The following is a 21,446-nucleotide window of genomic DNA, read 5'->3' on the forward strand; positions in this document are numbered from 1 at the left end:
CCCTTGTCTGGCTAATTGAAATAATAGCCATTATTAACTGCGTATACCAAAACCGATGAAAGAGTTACTGGGGACTGGGGATTAGGGACTAGTATTTTTACTCAGTATGGGCTAAATCCCCCGCTATCGCTAAGAGTACTTTCAAGTCAAGCCGGTAGAAAATTAATTTAGTGTAGTTGCCAACAGGTTTTAGTAGATACTTATGTATGGGGTCTACTCTTTAGGAGACGAGAGCGGTGCTAAAAAATATTTTGGTAGCTCTGGACGGTTCGGAAATTTCAGAACGAGTAATTCAGACTTTAGATAATTTGGTGTTGCCAAAAGATGCCAAAGTTATTCTTTGTCATGTATTTCCTACGCCAGAGTCAGAGATCGAACTACCTGCCGATCGTCCTCAGCCAGAGTCGTCAACATTTTCTTATTTTTATATTGAAAAACAGCTCCAATCTTATCAGGAAAATTTATCAGTCACAAGTCAGTTAGAACTGGTAACTGGCGATCCTGCCGAAGAGATTATTCGCCTTGCCAATATTTACAAAACTGACTTGATTATAATTGGCAGTCGCGGGTTGATAGGCGTAAAGCGAATTGTTCAGGGTTCTGTTAGCAGTCAAGTTGTGGAAGAGGCGAATTGTTCAGTGTTAGTCATAAAACCAAAGTAAAGATTCGCAACGGGAAGCAATGACTATAACTACCCCAAAATTAACCTTTGAAGAATACTTGAAAACAAGGTGGCGATCAGGAGCAACGCGATTTTGTGGTTGGGTAAAAAAGATTTCTTTGCCAGTAGCTTTTTCATATTCATTAAAAGGATTATTTGTGTTGCTTACTTAACTAGGTTTGCGATCGCACGTTTTTTACCAAACCTCACCAAATCGCGTTGTTCCTACAGCGATCGCCCTCTTCCCGAAAACACAAAACAAGACTGGGACTAGGGATTAGGGGAACAAGGCAATCCCTAATCCCGAATTTAACGCCTTTGAGTTGCCAAAAACTGACGTAAGCTCAACAAACTCAAGGTTTGTCCCAAATTCAAGGGTAAAAGCGAAACTCCTTCCAAACGCGACTGTACCCAACCTTCTCCCCAGTACCATTCATGAAACCCGTCAATGCCTCCACTAAGTAGCAAGCGGAGGCAATTGGATTTTACAACGTCTACTTGATGATGAATCGCAATCGGTCCAGTCCAAGTTGTAAACTGGAATCCGGCAAGCAGTTCTTCTGGCATTCCTGGCGCAAAGCGTTGCCCTAAAAGCCATTTTTCTAGTTGCACAGGATGCACCAGACTGTTACGAATTGCATCTGTTGGTGCTTCAATTTCGATCCGCAGTTGACTTTGTTGAAAATTACCCAGCATTTTTCTAAGATTACCTAAAGGTGAAACATCGCTACTTCTAATATTGCAAATCCAATCACTGGTTAAGCTGTTACGCATTGAACTTGTATATTTACCTGATGACGGTTGACTGATGACTGATAACAGTCAACGATGATAAAGAGTGTTTATCTAAAGTTAGACGCACATCAGCCTATTACGGTGTGACTTTTCTACCAGCAGAGAACTTAGAATAGAAAAGTGGACTTGTTAAGAAATGTAAGGGTATTCATGGCGGATCAGTTAATTCGTGCAACAGCAGCCGGGGGTGGGATTCGTGCCGTAGGTGCGATCGCCACACGTTTAACAGAAGAAGCACGACGGCGACATCAACTTTCCTATGTGGCAACGGCAGCACTAGGACGAACAATGGTAGCTGGCTTATTAATGGCTTCTAGCATGAAGCGAACTGGATCGAGGGTGAATGTCCGAGTTAAGGGTGATGGACCTTTGGGTGGAATCTTGGTAGATGCAGGTCTAGATGGCACAGTACGGGGGTATGTGGGAAATCCATCTGTGGAGTTACCCCCCAATGCCAAAGGTAAGCTAGATGTAGGTGGTGCGGTGGGTAGCGGCTACCTCTACGTTGTCCGAGATATCGGTTATGGTTACCCTTACTCTAGTACTGTAGAACTAGTTTCTGGAGAAATTGGTGATGATGTAGCTCATTATTTGCTGAATTCCGAACAAACTCCTTCAGCTTTAGTTGTAGGTGTGTTTGTGGGAGCAGGTGGAGTAACTGCTGCTGGCGGATTACTGGTGCAAGTGTTACCCAAAGCCGCCAGAGACGAGGCACTAGTAGAAACCTTGGAATCACGAATAGCTGGTTTAGCGGGATTTACACCATTGTTACAAGCTGGGAAGACTTTACCTGAGATATTTGGCGATTTGCTAGGAGATATGGGACTGGAAATGTTTCCAGAACGGCAAATGCTGCGCTTCCATTGTGGCTGTTCTTTCGATCGCGTTTTAGGCGCATTGAAGATTTTGGGAGAAACCGAACTCCAAGATATGATTATTAAAGATGATGGCGCCCAAGCAACTTGCGAGTTTTGCGGCAACGTTTACCAGGCAAGTAGCGAACAGTTGGCTCAGCTCATTGCCGATTTGAAGGCTGAATCTACCGTTTGAGGATAAAGTATAAAAGGTCACTATTCTTTGAGATTGCTAATGGTATCTGTGGAGACAAACCCGGAAAAAGTAGCTTTATAATCATGACAAAGCTACTATAGCAACAATGGAATTATCGACCTAATACAGAGCGCTATTAAATTATTTTGGTGTGAGAGATGACAGAGCGGGATATTCCTGACAGTTGGTCTTCAGCCAGTGGAAGAAAGCCAGATCAAAACGAAAGATTATCCCGAACAGAAAAATTCGGTGAAACTCAGCCATTTGATGTCCCAGCTACTGGTTCTAACTCTAAGTCAGTGAAGCGGCGAAAAAAAAAGAATTTCTTTTCCGGCTGGTCTCGTAGAAATATAGATAGTTATTCCGAAGGAACTGCCCCAACGGGTAAAAGTTCTCGGAAATGGCCACGCTGGATGAAAAGCTGGATATTGTGGTCATTGCTCCTAAGTTTGATTCCTGGCAGTGTGGGGTTATTGGCAATGGCAATGCTGTTAAAGTTGCCAGCCGCCCCTAACTGCCCCTCGATTTTCTGGCCTCTCGCTAGTGCTTCGGTAAGATTACACTGCGCTCAGCTAGCGGCTTCTAAGGATACAGTGAATGACTTGCTGCAAGCGATCGCCTTAGTCAAGCAACTACCAGAAAATCACCCATTGCACGAAGAAATTAATCGTTTCATCGAAGAGTGGTCGCGGGATATTTTGAAGCTAGCGGATCAAAGTTTCCAAACAGGAAATTTAGAGGAAGCGATCGCTACTGCTCGCCAGATCCCCTCAGATGTGGCAGCCTATAAATTAGTAGACGAGCAAATTGACAAATGGCAAACAATTTGGTCTAAGGCAGAAGCCACATACAACGGTGCCATTGCCGAAGTCAAGGAACGGCGATGGCAATCGGCATTCATGTTATCCGCTAAAATGCTCCGTGTAGAGAATCAATACTGGGCGGGTACTAAATACGACCAATTGAATCGTCTAATTGCCACAGCGCGAGAAGATGGTGATAAGTTAGGAAAAGCCGAAAATTTAGCCAGCAGTAAAGTAGTTGATAATTTACTAGAAGCGATCAAGCTAGCTGAGTCCATTGGGCAGGAAAGTTACCTTTATCAAAAAGCTCAAGAGTCGATTCCCGTATTTGGACGTAAAATGCTGGATTTGGCAAAAGCAAAACTAGACCAACGAAATGCTGATGAAGCGTTGGATATTGCTAGACAAATTCCCGAAATTACGAAACTACAGGGCGAAACAGATGACTTTATTGCGATAGCTGACGCCAAAAGAAGTGCTTGGCTAGGTAATGTCTCTGGTTTAGAAGCTGCGATCGCTCAAGCACAACAAATCGATCCTTCAAGACCAGTATATGAGGAAGCGCAACAGTTAATTGCTCGTTGGCAGTTGGAAATTGAAGACGTTGCTCATCTAGAAAAAGCGAGAATTTTGGCTAGCCAAGGAACAGTTAATAATTTAACAGCTGCCATCGCCCAAGCCCAACTCATTCCTGCGAGTAACCCCAGAGGCACAGAAGCTAGGCAAGAAATGAGTCAGTGGGAGGCGCAAATCGAGACAATCGAAGACCAACCTTATCTAGAACGTGCTGACCAGATAGCAGTATTTGAAGATATTAATTCATTGCAAGCTGCGATCGCTCAAGCTAGCCAAATCCGCAGAGGTCGTGCATTATATCCAGAAGCACGAAGAAAAATTGGCACTTGGGCAGCAAAAATTCAGCGAATCGAAGACCAACCCTATTTGGATCAAGCACGAGAACTGGCTCAGAGTGGAAATTTAACCGCCGCCATTAGCGCAGCTCAACAAATTGCATCATCAGGAAGAGCGCTTTCTGGGGATGCCCAAGCAGCTATAAATGACTGGGAAGGGCAAATCCGCACCACAGAAAACTGGAAAAAAGCCCAGGAAGTGGCAGCTGCTGGTACGCCAGAAGCTTTAGTTGAGGGAATACGACTAGCAGATCGGGTTTCAAACAATAGCATCTTACGTATGGATGCCAATCTCGCCATTGACCAATGGAGTCAGCAACTGTTAGAAATAGCACGCTCTCAAGGTCAGTCTGACATTACCAAAGGTATTGAGATTGCTAAGTCAATTCCACGGGGTAGTAGTGCTTACAATGCAGCCCAAGACCAAATTAAAAGTTGGCAGGAATTTCTGAATCCTCAACCTGAACCTCAGCCTCCGCAAGAGTCTCCAGGATCGCCGCCTTCAACCACTACCATCGGTCAGTAAATTTTTTAAGATTTAGTTAACGAACTTTGGGGGTTTAAGTCCCCTGTCTCTACAGGTAACGCGTTTTGTGTCGGGGATTTAGACCCCGACACAAAACGTAATTACGAATTACGAACTTGTACTGAGTTTCGACTACGCTCAACTACCGCGTAGCCGTTGGCGCAGCCTCTCATAGAGAAGTATTAAGAATTACGAATTATCTAATCCCCGATCGCTTCTCCCCATTCCTTAATCACAGAAAATAGTGATGAGTAATCGTCATCAGCAAATGACATTTTCACGGCTGTTTGTAAGATTTGTCGAACACCTTTAATACTACTGAGATCCAAACTTCGAGATTTCGCTTCCGAGATAAATAATTCCGTATCTTTGAGCAAGTGTTTTGTAGGGAAATTCGGATCGGCATAATTGCCATCTAACATCCGTTGTAGCTTTTTGTCAAAGGTAGGCGCGTAGAGTGGACTATCGCGCAATATTTGCATAAAGACATCCACATCAACACCCTGACGTTGGACAAAAGCTAGACTCAGAGCAAAGCTAGTTGTCAAAGAAGCTATTAGTTGATTTAGCGCCAATTTGAGCGCAGCCGCAGATCCCACTGGCCCGATAAATAAAGGTTCTGTTCCAAAATTTTGGAGTAACTTCAAGTGGCGTTCATATTGTTCTCGCTCAGCCCCTACCATAACACTCAACTTGCCAGCTGTTGCTTCGGGAATACTCCCTAATACAGGTGCTTCTAAATACTCGCCACCACCCGCAACAACTGCATCTCTAATTTCCTGGCTTTGAGTGGGCGTAATTGTTCCCATTTGAACGATTGTACGTCCCTTGAGAGTTTGCGAAGCTCTATCTGAAAGCAACACATTATAAATGGCTGGGGCATTAGTCAGCATGAGAATTACGCACTCAGCAGCACTAATTGCATGACGGGGATGTGTAGCAATTTCAGCCCCAGCTGCTTGCAGTGGTGCTAATTTTTCTGGGGTACGATTGTAGGCAACTAGCTGTATATCTGCGGCTAATAACCTTTGAGCCATTGGTAGTCCCATCAGTCCAGTTCCCAGAAATGCCACCTTCATTTTTTACGTTCCTTTAATACAGCGTTAGCGATGCAGAAGCGTCACTTTTTAAGACCGATGACTGTTGACGGTTGACTGATGACTGTTAACCGTCAACAGTCAACGTGAAGTCCCATACCTTTTTAAAGGTGGGATGAGCTTAACCACCAGCGGCAAAAGTAGCCATAATTATCACTGAAAGTAAAATGCCAGGAGTAAGTAGTGTTACTAACATAAGCAGGTCATGAGAAGTCATAATTATTACTTTTGTATGGTGTTTAAATTAACAGGAACCACTGCTATGCTAGTCTAAATAAGATTGATACTGCATTCTTAAATAGAGTTTTAACTTTTCAAGTTTACGTTTATTCTGGCAGAATTAATCCTTTTAGTGGTTGAGAAATTTTTGTCTTCTCTAGACCTTTACTCTGAATTAGGACTCCAAAACCACCCAGTCCTGTGGGATCTAAAAGCTGGTGTAATGCATCGCGCCGCTTTAGTAATTGGGAGAGGGGTTGTTTTTGATAGGAGATGGCAGAAATACGTAAGCCTAACCCCAACGCCATCAAAAATAATCCTTGCTGGATAAAACCAACCTTCTCTAAACCGCAGCGATCGCCCCAGCGTTCTAAAGCCGTAAAGTCAACATGGGCAGTGATATCTTGTCGTCCAATATTAATATAAGGATTGTCATGGAACCGGTGGTGATAATAGCACTGTAATGTTCCTTGCGATCGCCTGGGATTATAGTAACGACTGGCGGGGTAGCCATAATCAATTGTTAACACATAGCCGCACTGCAAGCGGTCTGCTACTATACTCAACCAGTTTAGAGCAGCTAAATTAATTTCACTACGGTAGCCATCTGGATATGCACCTGAAGCTAAATCGATTCCTACTAAGTCGAAATATTCAGCTACTTTGGGTGTAGAAGGTTTCCCTGTTACTTCAATAAATAATGGGTATGGGGCATTGGTTTGTTCCTCATTGCTATCTGTTGTTACATAAATTTCTTGGAGTTCCCCAGTTTCTAGGGTGAATTGATGCACTGGGAAAGCATCTACTAACTCATTAGAAAAAAAACAGCCGTTGATGGAGTTAGGTGGAATGTCCTCTAAATTGCACCAACGCACAGGTAAGTCTTGTAAGCATTGCTGTTGTTCTTGCCTTAAAGTTGGCGACTTTTCAACAATGATGTATTCTAGGGCGGTGAAAAAATCTGGGTATTGTAACTGATAATACTTGAGGATATGCAATGCTAGTAGTCCTTGACCAGATCCCATTTCTACCAGAGAAAAGGTTAGAGGGCGTCCTAAAATTTCCCACATCTGGAAAAATTGTTCTGCTAGTAACTCGCCAAAATCAGCAGTGAGGTTGGGAGACGTGAAAAAATCAGCGCCTTGAAAGCCAATTTTAACTGCATCGCTGGAATAATAGCCGTGTTCAGGATGGTATAATACCATGTCCATGAATTTGGCGAAAGTTATTTGTTGCTGGGGACTGGTAGTAATGTGATTGGCGATCGCTGCACACAATGCTGGATTTGAATCCATAAAATTTGAGGTTTGAGATTGGGGACTAGAGAAAAATAAATGAATTATGAATGATGCAAAACAAAATTCATAATTCATTATTTCCCTAACGGTCTACAAACCCCATGATATCGACCACCGTGGCATAATCGCTGGCATTTATTGACAGACAAAACTTGGGAAGTTTGCAGTTCAATGCGATCGCCAAAATGGTTCTGCCCTTATTTACCTAAAAACGTTATTGTGTCAATACTTCCTTCAAAGCAGAAATCGAGGGTGCAAAGAAGTAGCCGCCACCAGTGGGAATTACCCAGTCTTCAGGTGCAGTCAACTCCTTAGTTTGAGGTTTATTTTGGTCATCCTCCAAGTGGATAAAGAATTTGCGTGTGCGATCGCCATTTGGTTTATTATTGTCGCTTTGACCAATAATTGGATCGTGACCAAGAGTTAATTTCCCTTCAAACTCGTGGCCGGTAGCAGCCTCCTGACTAAAGTTTGGATTATTAGCCCAGAATCTGGTAACAAACTCAAATTGGTCTACAATCGAGGTCTGATAAGCCAAAAAGTGGAGACCGCGATCGACGAAGTTCGGGTCTTGTAGTGGATTATTTGGCGTTGAAGGAGACACCGGACCATAAGGAATACCGCGACGGAGCAAGCGATGCGTCTGAGTCGTCACTTCACTACGATCAATCTCTTCTGGACTAGGGCCACCACCTCCTGGTGTTTTGTCATTGCGTGGATAAGTCTTGCGGGTATGGGCAATAAACGGACAGCGCAAACCAGTTGCATCTTTGGAAGGTGGAACTACGTCGTTTTTGAAGAATTTTCCATCTGGTGCATCATCACCGTTGAATTCAAAATCATTGTTGGCATTGTCATCATTACCCAAACTTGGGGCATCTTCTTCCGGCGTGCGGACAGTGGGAGCGCCACTAGGCCAGCGACCAATCAGCTTTGCACTCACCTTTCGAGCATCAGTGTCTAGGTCAGCAGCAATATCGTTTAAGAACTTGTGGAACTTATACACATCTTGACGCAATCGCCGAAATACAAGGTAAGAGCCATCATTCGCCCAGTGTAGTCCTGCCGATACAACCTGACCTTTGCTATGTTCCAACTTTTTAGCATCATTGTCCTGACCCTCATAACCAAAAACGAACTCTCCTGGCCACAGCAGATCCTGCCCTGGTTTGCCCTGGTTTTTATTCTCTGGATTCTGCCGAGGAGTCAGAAGGTCTTTAGGATTATCAGCAACCCGACCACGAATACCAGGCTGTGATATTCCATCCAGGTTACCGAAATGCTCATGTCCAACTAGGGGTGCGGGTAAGTTCGCTCCTTCTTCCAAAAAGGTAATTCTGGCTCCGCTGCTCTTAGCGTTGCCTTTTCCATCTGTAAATGCCACAATACTTTCTAAAATCCGCGAAACTTCTGCTAACAAGTCCGCGCGTTCATCGCTGGCAATGATGAAAACCACATCAACTTTGCCATTATCTGGCCCGCCCACAACCCAGCCAATAGGCTTACCATCTTTGTCTACTGGATCGTTCAGCTGAGCAGCCCGTGCTGCTAGCCCAGCTTTAAAGGCTTCATCCGTAAATGAGTCGGCATCATTGGTTAATTTCTTCAGCCCCTCAAAGGAGAAAGCTACATTGACCCAGGTTGCCTTAACAGTACCTTCTCGGCCTCGTCGCTGTCTGCTGGACTTAAATAGGCGGTTGAAGGCAATCACTTCTGAGGCAGTGGCAATGAAGTTGATCTGTGACTTCAGCCAGTGCTTAAAGGCATTTGGATTTTCAATTTCAAGGAACAAAAGCGCCTGGTAGTCTTTATTGAACCCACCGAGAATGTTGCCTTGAATATTGTTGACATTGAGAATAGGCTCATTAGGTGCAGGGACGTAGAAGAATGCGTTTGTCTGTTGACCTTCTAACGGATCGGGAGCCGGTGCTTCACGAATGATTTGTTGTGTCATGATAAAAGTCCTGTTGATTGTAAAGCCTATTGGCTATTCCAGAATGCAAAGATGGAATCAGGTATCTCTAATGGGAACCTGTGTTAACTTATCGGACTTAGGTAAGAGATTTATGCAGCAATTCTACCCATATTTCATCGTTAGGAAGATTGCGTTGTGTAAATAAACTATACATATTTTAAATAGGGTCATAAATTATAGTATTGAGCAAGATATAGCAACAGTTTTGTATTTCTGACTCAACCCTATTAGAGGCAAAATTGAAGAAAAACAATTTTAATTCTCATAAGTAAGTTTAATAATATAATAATAATTATTAATTGATTGCTAGTAATCGGCTCTAATGAGTGGATTTGAGGGTTCATTGCTACATTTATTATTTTATAGAAAAATAATAAATGTAATGTTTTTATAGTTATTTTGACTCTTAGTGATTTGAAATAAACCAGACGCTTTCAAAACACGTTTTAGTGTATTAATCCCATACTTTTTAGGCGTACAATTAGGGTCTTGCCACTTAATAAATACTCCTGCTCTTGCCAGTGAAGTCATATCATCTGTTTTGTCTATGATTTGTCACGAAAAACATAATTAAAGTGCTTAATACACCGCTATAGAAAACGGTGCGTTAGGCTAAAGCCGTAACACACCCTACTGAAAATTTGTTTTATAAATAGTATTTTAGGTCTTGATTTTAACTCTAGCGATCGCAATCCTTACCCCAATTAATTGCGTCCAAGACAATTTGCTACTTAGCCACTTACCAACGACACCAGCACGCCATTAAGATCCCGCACGCGAGCAATTGTTTGTCCCCAAGGCTGGGCAATAGGAGCATTTAATGCTTTTGCACCTGCTCCGATCGCTCTCATATAAGCGCTACCAACATCAGGAGTAATAAATGATATCTGGATTAATGACGGTGATTGCGTGGGATGGTTGGGATGGAAGCCGCCAGGAAATAACTTTTGGGCTTCGCTAGTAGAGGAAAAAGCTAGTGTGGTGCTGCCGGTTTCGATTTCAGCCCAGGTAAACTGCCCCATATCCTGGATAGTGCGACGAACTAGACCAAATGCTTTTTCGTAAAACTCAACGGTCTTAACTACATCGTCTACCCAGATGACCGTGTAACCAAATTTCACAGTTTTTTCTCCTTATTTAGAAAAATTAGTGCTGGTAAGAGCCAGAACAAATGGAATTAGGGACTTCCAGAAAATAAATTATCTCATTTTCATAGTGGCAAATTCTTTCTCCTCTGCCTCTTCTGCATACACAACGATGGAATATTTTTTACTTGGAAATCCCTTAGCTGCTATATAAACAAATTCCACTTCCGCAGACTAAGGAAAAACTCAGGTTTTCTAACTCAGATCGCTGGGTTTTGTCTCAATACTTCTCGGTTAAGCATTTTTAACTCGGAATCGGGTTTGGGGAAAAGGGTAAGGGTTAAAGGTTTTTTCTTTCCCTTTTCCCTTTTCCCTTTCCCCTTTTCCCCTTAACCGAGAAGTATTGGGTTTTGTCTGTATAGACAAACCAGTGCGTTAGCTGGCTCTTCCGACTGGAAGCAACTGGCGAGCAGTTTCTAACAGATCTTTTAACTAAATTACGAATTACAAATTGTTTTAACTTTCCAGAATATTATGGTCTGTTGCTAGAGTTTGGGCAGCTGTTTGCATGATTTCTATATCTAATGGCGACCAATCATGAGACCCTTGGCAGTGATGTGCTGCCAGTAATCCCCACAATCCTCTGGGAATCAAAATTGGTACTACTAAGTTGGCTCGAACCTGCATACTACGGAGAAAATCTCGGTGACAAAGCTCAATTGGCTCTAATTCAATATCAGCGATCGCTCTTACCCGTCCTGCCAAGTATAAAGCAGCATACTCGTCGTTAAAACAATCATCTGGCCCAGTGGAACCAAGTATTGAGAATTCTTGAGAACTCAAAGATTCAAAAGTTACCTGTCCTTGCCACTGCCCGTAAAAATAATACAACACCACCCGATCTACCTGAAGCAATTCTCTGAGTTGATTTGTTGTTTGCCTGACTAATTCATTCCGCTCTATTGACTTGACAAGGCGATCGAGCAATTTTTGCAAACCTTGTTCGGGGTGATTGTTGCTTTGGTGAAATTCTGAGTGAGGATGAATTTGCACGGCTCTAAAATTACGACTAAGTAAATACTGCCAGATTTATATGGTAGTTTATTAAACTTTATTTAAATACATTCTTGTATTTATGGCAGTATTCCAATTGTAACGGAAGATAATAGTAGTCAAGCTCTTCAATGAATTTAAAACAAATTATTAAAAAATAATAATTTTTTGTTTCCGCCACATGTAATTCCCAATTATAAATTTAAAGTTAAGATATTTGAAATGTTACAAAAAATATGCATAGTTTTTCTATAGTTTGAAGTAATCAATATACTTAAAGCTGTAATGAAAAAAGTTAGTTTGTATTCATCATTACAGATATTTATCAACGAATACAATCTGTCTTTTGTTTTGATGCAGATTCTGGGAATCAAAGACTATTTTAGATTCTCCAAATATTGAGCTAGAGTAACGATAAGCTGACAATGTTGCTTATTTAGAGGTTTTGAAACCCACCGAGATGGTTTTGCTGATTTTAGCGTGGTTTATAACAGCCCTTTGAACTATTTAACCTTTAACCAACTAAATATATCTACTGGTGTAATTTGCCAATCTGCTAATAGATCAAGAACAGTAAATTTATCATTATTATATTTTACTTCCGGCAATTTATTAGGTTGGAATACAATCACCGATGGATCGTTAGAGTTAATAAACAAAGTCCTAACTACAAACATTTATTATTCAGCTTGATTAACCCAAGGCAATATTAAGCCTTAACTAAATTGGGGTATCATTGTCAATCTTACTAAAAGCTAAAAAAATAGAACAGTTGCACTGTAATACAACTGTCCTAAAAAATAAACACTTGTAGAGATGCGAAATTTCATCTCTCTACATTCTTTTCCGAAGATGTCTATTTTCTACCTATCCACAGATCCCATAATCACGTCAATACTACCGAGAATGACTACGATATCTGCAACTTTCATCCCCCGCAGTAAATGTGGAAGAATCTGGAGGTTATTGAAGTCAGCGGCGCGAATCTTCCAGCGTAATGGAAAGACATTATCATCGCCTACCAAATAAATTCCCAATTCACCTTTACCACTTTCTACACGAGAGTAAATTTCGCCCTTGGGAATTTTAAAAGTAGGAGAAACTTTCTTACCAATGTACTGGTAATCAAATGCGTCCCACTCTGATTTTTTACCTGCGGCTAAACGCTTAGCTTCGAGATTTTCGTAAGGACCGCCGGGAAGTCCTTTGATTGCTTGGCGAATAATTTTTACAGATTCGCGCATTTCCCGCATCCGCACCACGTAACGGGCAAAGCAATCACCGGTTGTTTCCCACTGCACATCCCAGTCGAAATCATCGTAGCATTCATAATGGTCAACTTTCCGCAAATCCCATTTCACACCAGATGCGCGTAACATTGGGCCAGAAAGTCCCCAGTTAATTGCTTCTTCACGGGTGATAGTCCCAATACCCTCAACACGTCGCCGGAAGATGGGGTTATCCGTCACTAAGCGTTCGTACTCATCAACTTTGGGTATTAAATAATCGCAGAATTCTAGACACTTATCTACCCAACCATAGGGCAAATCAACTGCTACACCACCAACGCGGAAGTAATTATTATTCACCATTCGGTAACCAGTGGCGGCTTCCCACAAATCATAAATCATCTCCCGTTCCCGAAACTGGTAGAAAAAGGGAGTTTGAGCGCCTACGTCAGCGAGGAAGGGGCCAAACCATAGCAAGTGGTTAGCGATGCGGTTCAATTCCAGCATGATGACGCGGATGTAGCTAGCGCGTTTGGGTACAGCAACACCTGCTAGTTTTTCTGGGGCGTTGACGGTGACGGCTTCGTTGAACATACCCGCAGCGTAGTCCCAGCGACTAACGTAAGGGACGTACATTACATTAGTGCGGTTCTCGGCAATTTTTTCCATTCCCCGGTGCAAATAGCCGATAACTGGTTCACAGTCAACGACATCCTCGCCATCCAAAGTCATGATTAGCCGCAGAACCCCGTGCATTGAGGGGTGGTGTGGCCCCATGTTTAGCACCATTGGTTCAGTGCGGGTTTCTAGTCTGGTCATAGATTTTGTGTTCTCCGTTCGTGAAAAGATTGAATTCAACCGCGCAGATGCCAACTAGACCCAATTTATCTTGTTTGTCAAGCCAAAGTAAGGGTTGTGGGAAGAGGAATTTGATTTGATGTTTAATTTTGTTGCACTTCTTCAACCATTATATGGAAGCTCGATATGCAGTTAATTAAGGCATCGAATTTTTTTATCTCATTGTGCTGGAAAGACGGGGTGAAAGAAGATGCGTTTTCTCAATGATAACTATTGACTTCTGGGTTTATACGTAAGCTAGAGAGATATTGTGTCAGCTATATTACAGGTTTATCAGGCTGATACATATTTATGACTTTCAATCAAGAGCGTTTTGATAGGCTAATTCAAAAGTTAGAAGTTTTTGCTAACAAACAACCGCGTCTTTATAAATTGCACGTTGCTTTTTTGGCTACTTTGGGTTATGCATATATATTTTTGGTTCTAGCTGTAACGTTGACTCTGCTGGTAGGTATTGTCTTTTTAATGCTTAATGCTCATTCAGTTAATGCCTCATCTTTGAAAGGTGTTCTGTTTTTGCTGGCGTTTGCATTGGTGTTAGTGCGATCGCTTTGGGTTTCTTTTCCCCCACCTACAGGTTTACCATTACAATCTAAAGATGTACCCAATCTCTATTCTGTAACTAACGAAATCTCATCGAAGCTAAAAGCTCCACGGTTTCACCACATCCTGCTGACCAACGATTTTAATGCAGTGGTTGTCCAAAGACCACGCTTCGGTTTGCTGGGATGGCAGCAAAATTACTTAATTGTCGGTCTACCGCTCATGCTAGCACTGCCACCCGAACAATTTCGTGCCGTGTTAGCCCATGAACTAGGACATTTATCAGGAAATTACAGCCGTTTTGGTGCTTGGATTTATCGTCAACGTCTAACTTGGTATCGCATCGTTGAAGGGCTAGGACAAGGTGGAAATGAAGTATCATCGTTAATCTTTGATCGGTTTTTGACATGGTACAGCCCGTTTTTTAATGCCTATTCTTTTGTGTTGGCACGGATGGATGAATATGAAGCAGATAGATGTGCCGTTGAGCTAACCGGAGAACAAAATATTGCTGAGGCTTTGATAAATTTCCAGGTCAAAGCTAGATTTCTAGAAAGATATTTTTGGTCTAGCATCTATAAACAAGTTGAGACAGAAATCGAACCGCCAAAAATGACTTATATGGCTATGCAGCAGGCTTTAAGTCAGAGACTTCATCAAGAGATAACAAGTAGTTATTTAGTGGAAGCTTTAACAAGAAAAACTAATAATGCTGATACTCATCCTTGCCTCACAGATAGACTAAAAGCTTTAGGATACACCCTCAATACTCAGCAGGAATTAACTATATTTGCGCCAATTGAAATCAGTGCTGCCCAAGAATTATTGGGAAATAGGTTAGGAAAATTTATCGAATATTTTAGTCAAGCTTGGCGAGAAAAAATAGCAACACCTTGGCGACAAAAATATGTTGATTTTCAACAATCAATAGCTACATTAAAAGATTTAAATCATAAATCACAAAAACAACAGCTAACCTTAGAAGAAGCGAGTAAACGAGCATTTTTGACATTTGAGTTTGAGGGTGAAGAAGCAGCTATTCCACTTTTAAAGGAAATTATTCATCGTGAAGCTCACCATGCCTCAGCTAATTATTTACTAGGGCAAATATTATTAAACAAACAGGATGCAACGGGGATAGAGTACATTGAGAGGGCAATGGATCAAGACTCAAGTATAGTCATAGAAGGTTGTCAGATAATTTGTTATTTTCTTCACCAACAAGGAAAAATTAATGAAGCAAAATCTTATCAACAACGTGTTGAAAATTACAATGATTTCATTTTGAAAGCGGAGCAAGAGCGTTATAATCTAAGACAAAATGATAAATTTAAATCTCATGATATCTCAGATATAGAACTAAACAAGCTTTGTAAGCAGTTATCTCATTATCCGCATATAACAACTGTTTACTTATTTCAAAAAGAATTACAATATTTTCCTGAAAAACCACTTTATATTCTAGCTGTGAAGCGAGAATTCAGTTGGTTAGAAGGTAGCCACGAGGCCGATAACTCTAAACTTGTGAACAGCTTGTTACAAGAAAATGAATTACCCGGTAATGTATTCATTTTTATTTTAAATAACGATTTAAGAAATATGGAGAAAAAATTAAAAGTGATACCAAATTCGATGATTTACCAAAAAAAAGGTAAAAAATAGCACCACAGATGTTTAAAGCTCAACATCCAAGGCTGACGCTGGGTGTGGAATTTATGATATTTTCCTTTTGTGTCTTTGTGGTTTAAAACCTATTTTTTAGCTAGAAACCGGCAAAGACACAAAGAAAAGAATACATAATTAAAGTTCATCTCTGGTTTTTTGCCCTAAGTCTCATGAATCGTCAGCTAGCTATCGAAGAACCGATATTTTCCCATCTACCAGTGTTACCGCAGGAAACGATCGCAGGTTTAGCGGTATCTCCAGGAGGTCATTATCTAGATACGACTGTAGGCGGTGGTGGTCATAGTCGCCTAATCTTAGAAGCTGCGGCGGATGTGCGAGTAACGGCGATTGACCAAGATGAGGATGCTTTAGCAGCAGCAAGGAAAGAATTAGCAGAGTTTGGCGATCGCGTAAAATTTATTTATAGCAATTTTGCTGCCTACGATTTTACCCCTAACACTTTTGACGGTATCCTCGCCGATTTGGGGGTGAGTTCTTACCATTTAGACCAAGCAGAACGAGGTTTTAGCTTTCGCCAAGCTGCAAATTTAGATATGCGAATGGATCGAGGGCGATCGCTAACTGCTGCTGATGTGATTAATAATTGGGATGAAGGCGAATTAGCAGATATTTTCTTTAAATACGGTGAAGAACGATTATCACGGCGCATTGCTAGACGCATTGTGGAACGGCGTCCCTTTGAGACGACTGTTGAGTTAGCTGAGGCGATCGCTTACTGTGTTCCCCCTAAGTATCGTTATGGTAGAATTCACCCAGCTACACGGGTTTTTCAAGCTCTGCGAATTGTCGTCAATGATGAGTTAAAATCCCTAGAAACTTTGTTGGATAAAGCACCCAATGCGCTTATTCCTGGTGGTAAAATTGCGATTATCAGTTTTCACAGTCTGGAAGACCGTTTGGTAAAGCATAGTTTAAGAAATTCACCTTTGTTGCAAGTATTGACGAAAAAACCAATTACTGCACAAGAAGATGAAATTAGTCAGAATCCGCGATCGCGTTCTGCTAAGTTTAGGGTAGCCCAGAGAAAAGAGGGATAAAATTAGGTAAACTAGGACTAAAAATGTAGAGATGCAAAATTTCACATCTACAATCTCTACAAAGTTTTTCCTTTAGTTGATTTTTTGACCTAAATAAGCTGTTAGGCATTTAGTTTTAACAGTTATCTGTTGACTGATGACTGTTAAAAGTCAACAGTCAACCACCATCAAGAGTGTTTATATACTCTTAGACGCACATCAGGTTACTATTAGCTCTGTATTAGAATCAACTGTAAATCGCTATCATTTTAAGCGATACCGAAGAATTTTTTATACTGATCCATTTGTTTTTGCATTCCCTCTAGTAATTTGCCATAATCAATATTATTTTCATCATTGCTATCTGTATTGATATCGCTAATAATTTGGTCATAGTCTTGTAATTGAGACCATAATTCTGTATTGGCTAATACATTACTACCTTCAGATGAAGTTAAATATTTTGACGTATCTGTAATTGCTTGACCGATAACAGAAGCTAAATCAGAATTATTCAAACTAGCGATAGTATTTGGTGTCAAATATTTTGTGATTTCTGTCATCACCTGATTAGTCCCAGAAGCTAAATCAGAATTATTCAAACTATCGATAGTATTTGGTTGCAGATATTTGGCTATTTGTGTAATGGCCTGATTACTCGCAGAACTAAAATCATAACTATTCCAATTAGAGATAGTTTTTGGTGTTAGATATTCTGCTGTTTTTGTAATTGCCTGACTGGTCAGAGAACTGATATCAGAAATATTTAAACTAGAGTTTGTACTCTGTGTACTACTTCCTGCGGTTTCTGTGACAATCTGACGTACTTGGGCATCGGTCAGTTTGGAGTTAGCACTTAACATTAGAGCAACGACACCAGCAACGTGGGGAGCAGCCATAGAAGTGCCGCTATAAGTCGCATACTGGTTATTTGGAAGTGAGGAGTATACCTTGACTCCTGGGGCTGTAACATAGGCGATTTGATTTGTTCCTGAGCGGTCAGAGAAGTCGGCTATATTATTGTTTTTATCTACCGCCCCAACAGCAATTCCTGACTTAGATGCATAGCGGGCGGGATAATCCGGTGATGACTCACCATCGTTACCAGCCGCCATGACGACAATTACTCCTTTGCTACTGGCATAATTGATGGCTGACTCTAGAGTACGATTGGAATATGCGCCTCCCAAGCTAAGGTTAATCACATTGGCTCCATTGTCCACAGCGTAGTGAATGCCTTTAGCTATAGAACTATAACTACCAGAGCCAGACTCATTCAAAACTTTGACAGGCATAATTTTGGCATCATAGGCAATGCCAGTGACACCGTAATTATTATTTTCTCCTGCGATCGTTCCAGAAACATGGGTACCATGACCGTTGTTATCTAGGGTGTTATTGTTGTTGTCTGAAAAGTTCCAGCCGTAATTATCATCAACATAGCCATTGCCATCATCATCTATACCGTTACCCGGAATTTCTTTGCTATTTGTCCAGATATTATTTTTTAAATCTTCGTGGTTGTAATCAACCCCAGTATCTATAACAGCAACAACAACGCCTTTACCTGTGTATCCGTGTGCCCAAACTTCTGGCGCTTTTACAAGGTCTGCTCCCCAATTATTACCACCAAGATTAGGAACATCAGCAAAGGTATTTTGACCAGCAGCTTCAGCCACTGCTGCTGCTGCATTAATTAAGCCATAACCTGTGGTGGAATTATAATTTCCACTGATAGTAGCAGTATTGTCACTGCTAATTTTTAAGTCATTTTTATTTAGCAATTGCACGTCAGCATCATTGGCATTATAGCTACTACGACCGCTGATGTTGAGACTGTAGTTATCCTTAGTATTAAAGATATCTAGTGAGGATTTTGAAGTGACATTTAACTCTTGACTCGAAAGCAAATTGTTATTAACATCATTATTGAGCATGAGTATTTTTCTCAAAAATAGCAATGTTTTTTGACACATGAAAACTTTAAAACCTTTGGAAAACAAAAGTTTTAATATACAAAATAGCAGTTATCAATTACATGAGGTAAACTCTCTAACCACTGAAAGGAAAGAGATATACCTCACTAAAATGAGAAATGCTATAAGCTGTATTGTTAATAATTACTATGAAATCTAACAACAAAATGCCAATTTTATTACAAAAAAAGATGAGGATGAAGTATGAATATTTTAACAAGGCTTTCTAGTGAGCAACAAATACAAGTAATTCCCGTCTTAGAAGAATATCTAAAGCCAACACTATATCAACAAGGAACTTAGACAGCAGATTGTCGAACGATTCGCATCGTTGCTATTAAAATTTAGATTGTGCGAATTTTAACTTTTATATTACTGAAAATAGGGTATGGGGTGTAGGGATTGAAAGAATCCTTGAGGAGTAGCTTTAGAGCCGGAGTAAGAAAAAAAGATGTATTTCCAGCCAAGCCCTACACCCTATCCCCTAAACCCTCAAATAAGGCACTTTTCATCATTATGCATCTAGCCAAATTGTCCGATCGCCAAACATCGTTTTCATTACTACTAACTATTAGCTTGACTGCTTTACTAGTCTCACCTTCAAGAGCGCAAACACCCCCAATCCCATCGCCTTCTAGTGCGCCTTTAGAACTAGATTTATTGACCAAGCCAAAAGACTATATCATCACAGCTAACACCATTAACTCAACACGATTAACCGTTCCCAGTTTATGGTGGGCACAACAAAATTCCGAGAAAAAGCTATTGGATAATTGGATAGCATATCCAGCTTTTGAGAAAGAACCTGCGCGAGTTGACTTAATAGTAAATCAGCAAATTTGGAGTTTACTAGAATACGTAGAGCGCTATGACTTCGTGAATCGTTTAGGTAGCGCTGCACGGAACTTTGGTTACAATGTTCGGGTATTCAATTATCAAAAAGAATCCTTAGCAAGCTACACTTGTAACTTTAGTAACAGTCCAGCTTTATGCAGTATCCAGATGGCTACTCAGAACAAAATAGGGCTGAAGCGTTCTTTGTAGAAATTAGGGACTAGTATTGCTTGGCGTAATTTGTAATTACTTGTTTACAAGGGTTTCAGACATTGAAAATGGGTGGTTCATTTACTTTGCGCTGTAGGGACTGGGCAGGTAGAGGAAGAAATAAGCAATAACAAATGACAAATTAAACCTTAATTTTCACAAACAAAGATTCGTATTTTTCGGTTGCTGATGGGGATAAGGGAAGCAAGAATTCACTTCTATCTAAAACTGAGCGATTGCTTTGTAATAAATTCCGTAATGGCTTCTGAATATCAGAATCGAGAATATTTGTAGAAATTGGCGAATTACTTTTAGTTAGTAGAGAAATTTCCATAGCAGTACTTGGTTGCCAACAAAAATCAATCCATTGATCTGATAAAGCATTTGTCGCAATATCTATAGGACGTACCCACAAGTCTGCCCAAATTGCTGTTCCTGACTGCGGAATAATTGCTACTAGTTCTGGATAACGTCCTAAAACTGGTAGTACATCGCTAGACCAACCAACTGCTAGCCAAGTGTCTCCCATCATTAGAGGTTCCAAATAATCAATAGAACTGTAGAACTTCACCTGTGTGTTTAATATCTCTAATTCTTTTTCCAAGTCTGGTACTTGGTCAAAATTTTCTGTGTTGTAAGACTTTCCTAGCTTCTTTAAAACCAAACCAATAACTTCTCGTGGTTGATTGAGTAGGGAAATACGCTGCTGCAATTCATCTCGCCACAAATCACTCCAATCAGTGGGCGTCCATCCCAATTTTTGAAACTTGTCACGGTTATAAATAATCACTGTGCTACCCCAGCGATAAGGCGCACCCCAAACCTTTCCTTCAGTATCCAGGTTACCTTCTTCGTTGCGCGTTACAAGTCTCTTCCACTTTTCATCTAAACCCGACCAATGCTTAAATTGGTTTCCTTGTAACTGTTGGAGTGGTTGAATCAATTTTTGCTCAATAGCTGCTTTTAGCCAGTAATCTCCCAATGTCACGAGGTCAGCTTGAGCAGTTTTTTGACTTTGCCTAAAGGGTATAAAGCGGCTCCATGCCTCCTCATCAGAGGCTTTTGGTTTCTGCCAATTTTGTAATTGCCCAAATAAATCCTGTATCTCCTCCACAGGAGCAAACTTCAATTCTACCTGTGGTTGCAAACTTTTCTGGAATTGATTAACCACCTGAGCTGGTATAGAGCCTTTTAATAACTGTACTTTTAGTTGAGCCTGGTTGTTCCCACTACAGCCAAAAAGCAGTTGCGAAAGCGTCAGTGTACTTGTACCTAGTAAAAAAGACCGTCGATCCATTGATTTTGGATTTGAGATTTCTGACTATACCTATATTAAGCAGAGATTCACAGAGACTGACTGTCTAAAAAAGTATAGTTATCAAATTTTTGGCATTTTTCCCTGGTAATATTGATAAATTTGAATATTTGAATCAAATTAGCGAGTTTTTATGCAAATTGCTACCTAAAGACCAATTTTTCTCCATAAATTTCCTTAGGGGTACTGATGCTCAATCTTTACTTAATATTTAGAAGTAATGATTTAAATGTCATATTGCCACAAAAAATATGAATACTTAAATAATTCATAAGTATAGTTAAGATTCGCAGTAAATTGAATAAC

General features: G+C 40.7%; 17 protein-coding genes. 7 read left to right on the forward strand and 10 right to left on the reverse strand.

The window, feature by feature from the left end:
* Positions 1-236: 236 nt before the first annotated feature.
* Together ACFG4S_RS26445 and ACFG4S_RS26450 are read left to right on the forward strand one after the other, a co-directional pair.
* Complete coding sequence (locus ACFG4S_RS26445) at positions 237-662, forward strand: universal stress protein (RefSeq protein ID WP_392531903.1); 426 nt, start codon at positions 237-239, stop codon at positions 660-662.
* A gap of 69 nt (positions 663-731) precedes the next feature.
* Positions 732-935, forward strand: a complete 204-nt coding sequence (locus ACFG4S_RS26450) for a hypothetical protein (RefSeq protein WP_392531904.1) — start codon at positions 732-734, stop codon at positions 933-935.
* Between the two features lie 35 nt (positions 936-970).
* Here the strand turns inward: ACFG4S_RS26450 and ACFG4S_RS26455 are convergent, their stop codons facing one another.
* Positions 971-1,357, reverse strand: coding sequence for a hypothetical protein (locus tag ACFG4S_RS26455; RefSeq protein WP_392536085.1), 387 nt, complete (start codon positions 1,355-1,357; stop codon positions 971-973).
* Positions 1,358-1,606: 249 nt separating this feature from the next.
* Here ACFG4S_RS26455 and hslO point away from each other — a divergent pair, with 249 nt between their 5' ends.
* Together hslO and ACFG4S_RS26465 are read left to right on the forward strand one after the other, a co-directional pair.
* Positions 1,607-2,506 carry an Hsp33 family molecular chaperone HslO gene (gene hslO / locus ACFG4S_RS26460; protein ID WP_392531905.1) on the forward strand — a complete coding sequence of 300 codons (900 nt, stop codon included), beginning with the start codon at positions 1,607-1,609 and terminating at the stop codon, positions 2,504-2,506.
* A 158-nt stretch (positions 2,507-2,664) separates the two neighbouring features.
* Complete coding sequence (locus ACFG4S_RS26465; protein ID WP_392531906.1) at positions 2,665-4,746, forward strand: chromosome segregation ATPase; 2,082 nt, start codon at positions 2,665-2,667, stop codon at positions 4,744-4,746.
* A gap of 200 nt (positions 4,747-4,946) precedes the next feature.
* On the opposite strand, the gene ACFG4S_RS26470 is transcribed toward ACFG4S_RS26465, so the two are convergent.
* The 7 genes from ACFG4S_RS26470 to ACFG4S_RS26500 form a co-directional block, all read right to left on the reverse strand.
* Complete coding sequence (locus tag ACFG4S_RS26470; RefSeq protein ID WP_392531907.1) at positions 4,947-5,825, reverse strand: NAD(P)-dependent oxidoreductase; 879 nt, start codon at positions 5,823-5,825, stop codon at positions 4,947-4,949.
* 344 nt (positions 5,826-6,169) lie between these two features.
* Positions 6,170-7,357, reverse strand: a complete 1,188-nt coding sequence (locus ACFG4S_RS26475) for a class I SAM-dependent methyltransferase (protein ID WP_392531908.1) — start codon at positions 7,355-7,357, stop codon at positions 6,170-6,172.
* 217 nt (positions 7,358-7,574) lie between these two features.
* Positions 7,575-9,314 (reverse strand): Dyp-type peroxidase, encoded by a 1,740-nt coding sequence (locus ACFG4S_RS26480; protein WP_392531909.1) that lies wholly within the window; start codon positions 9,312-9,314, stop codon positions 7,575-7,577.
* Positions 9,315-10,066: 752 nt separating this feature from the next.
* Positions 10,067-10,456: a VOC family protein gene (locus ACFG4S_RS26485; RefSeq protein ID WP_392531910.1), complete on the reverse strand. Its 390-nt coding sequence runs from the start codon at positions 10,454-10,456 to the stop codon at positions 10,067-10,069.
* 480 nt (positions 10,457-10,936) lie between these two features.
* Complete coding sequence (locus tag ACFG4S_RS26490; RefSeq protein WP_392531911.1) at positions 10,937-11,473, reverse strand: GAF domain-containing protein; 537 nt, start codon at positions 11,471-11,473, stop codon at positions 10,937-10,939.
* A 503-nt stretch (positions 11,474-11,976) separates the two neighbouring features.
* Positions 11,977-12,150 (reverse strand): hypothetical protein, encoded by a 174-nt coding sequence (locus tag ACFG4S_RS26495; RefSeq protein ID WP_392531912.1) that lies wholly within the window; start codon positions 12,148-12,150, stop codon positions 11,977-11,979.
* 186 nt (positions 12,151-12,336) lie between these two features.
* Entirely contained in the window at positions 12,337-13,521 is a 1,185-nt protein-coding gene (locus ACFG4S_RS26500; RefSeq protein ID WP_392531913.1) for an NAD(P)H-quinone oxidoreductase subunit H, read from the reverse strand.
* 330 nt (positions 13,522-13,851) lie between these two features.
* Here ACFG4S_RS26500 and ACFG4S_RS26505 point away from each other — a divergent pair, with 330 nt between their 5' ends.
* Together ACFG4S_RS26505 and rsmH are read left to right on the forward strand one after the other, a co-directional pair.
* On the forward strand, positions 13,852-15,765 hold the full coding sequence (locus ACFG4S_RS26505) for a M48 family metalloprotease (protein ID WP_392531914.1): 1,914 nt from the start codon (positions 13,852-13,854) through the stop codon (positions 15,763-15,765).
* A gap of 173 nt (positions 15,766-15,938) precedes the next feature.
* The gene (rsmH, locus tag ACFG4S_RS26510; protein WP_392531915.1) at positions 15,939-16,826 is read left to right on the forward strand and encodes a 16S rRNA (cytosine(1402)-N(4))-methyltransferase RsmH; all 888 of its coding nucleotides are present in this window, start codon (positions 15,939-15,941) and stop codon (positions 16,824-16,826) included.
* Positions 16,827-17,074: 248 nt separating this feature from the next.
* Here rsmH and ACFG4S_RS26515 read toward each other — a convergent pair whose 3' ends face one another.
* On the reverse strand, positions 17,075-18,742 hold the full coding sequence (locus ACFG4S_RS26515; protein ID WP_392531916.1) for a S8 family peptidase: 1,668 nt from the start codon (positions 18,740-18,742) through the stop codon (positions 17,075-17,077).
* A gap of 555 nt (positions 18,743-19,297) precedes the next feature.
* On the opposite strand from ACFG4S_RS26515, the gene ACFG4S_RS26520 reads away from it, so the two are divergent.
* Positions 19,298-19,825: a hypothetical protein gene (locus ACFG4S_RS26520; RefSeq protein ID WP_392531917.1), complete on the forward strand. Its 528-nt coding sequence runs from the start codon at positions 19,298-19,300 to the stop codon at positions 19,823-19,825.
* Between the two features lie 142 nt (positions 19,826-19,967).
* On the opposite strand, the gene ACFG4S_RS26525 is transcribed toward ACFG4S_RS26520, so the two are convergent.
* Positions 19,968-21,122, reverse strand: a complete 1,155-nt coding sequence (locus tag ACFG4S_RS26525; RefSeq protein ID WP_392531918.1) for an extracellular solute-binding protein — start codon at positions 21,120-21,122, stop codon at positions 19,968-19,970.
* Positions 21,123-21,446: the final 324 nt, after the last annotated feature.

Source organism: Nostoc sp. C117 (assembly GCF_043099735.1).
Classification (GTDB): Bacteria; Cyanobacteriota; Cyanobacteriia; order Cyanobacteriales; family Nostocaceae; genus Nostoc.

Bases quoted from the DNA above. Each gene is read 5' to 3' on its own strand.
- ACFG4S_RS26475 (WP_392531908.1), bottom strand. From the start codon at position 7,357: ATGGATTCAAATCCAGCATTGTGTGCAGCGATCGCCAATCACATTACT.
- ACFG4S_RS26515 (WP_392531916.1), bottom strand. From the start codon at position 18,742: ATGCTCAATAATGATGTTAATAACAATTTGCTTTCGAGTCAAGAGTTA.
- ACFG4S_RS26525 (WP_392531918.1), bottom strand. From the start codon at position 21,122: ATGGATCGACGGTCTTTTTTACTAGGTACAAGTACACTGACGCTTTCG.
- ACFG4S_RS26465 (WP_392531906.1), top strand. From the start codon at position 2,665: ATGACAGAGCGGGATATTCCTGACAGTTGGTCTTCAGCCAGTGGAAGA.
- ACFG4S_RS26520 (WP_392531917.1), top strand. From the start codon at position 19,298: ATGCATCTAGCCAAATTGTCCGATCGCCAAACATCGTTTTCATTACTA.
- ACFG4S_RS26480 (WP_392531909.1), bottom strand. From the start codon at position 9,314: ATGACACAACAAATCATTCGTGAAGCACCGGCTCCCGATCCGTTAGAA.
- ACFG4S_RS26470 (WP_392531907.1), bottom strand. From the start codon at position 5,825: ATGAAGGTGGCATTTCTGGGAACTGGACTGATGGGACTACCAATGGCT.
- hslO (WP_392531905.1), top strand. From the start codon at position 1,607: ATGGCGGATCAGTTAATTCGTGCAACAGCAGCCGGGGGTGGGATTCGT.
- rsmH (WP_392531915.1), top strand. From the start codon at position 15,939: ATGAATCGTCAGCTAGCTATCGAAGAACCGATATTTTCCCATCTACCA.
- ACFG4S_RS26500 (WP_392531913.1), bottom strand. From the start codon at position 13,521: ATGACCAGACTAGAAACCCGCACTGAACCAATGGTGCTAAACATGGGG.
- ACFG4S_RS26455 (WP_392536085.1), bottom strand. From the start codon at position 1,357: ATGCTGGGTAATTTTCAACAAAGTCAACTGCGGATCGAAATTGAAGCA.
- ACFG4S_RS26505 (WP_392531914.1), top strand. From the start codon at position 13,852: ATGACTTTCAATCAAGAGCGTTTTGATAGGCTAATTCAAAAGTTAGAA.
- ACFG4S_RS26495 (WP_392531912.1), bottom strand. From the start codon at position 12,150: ATGTTTGTAGTTAGGACTTTGTTTATTAACTCTAACGATCCATCGGTG.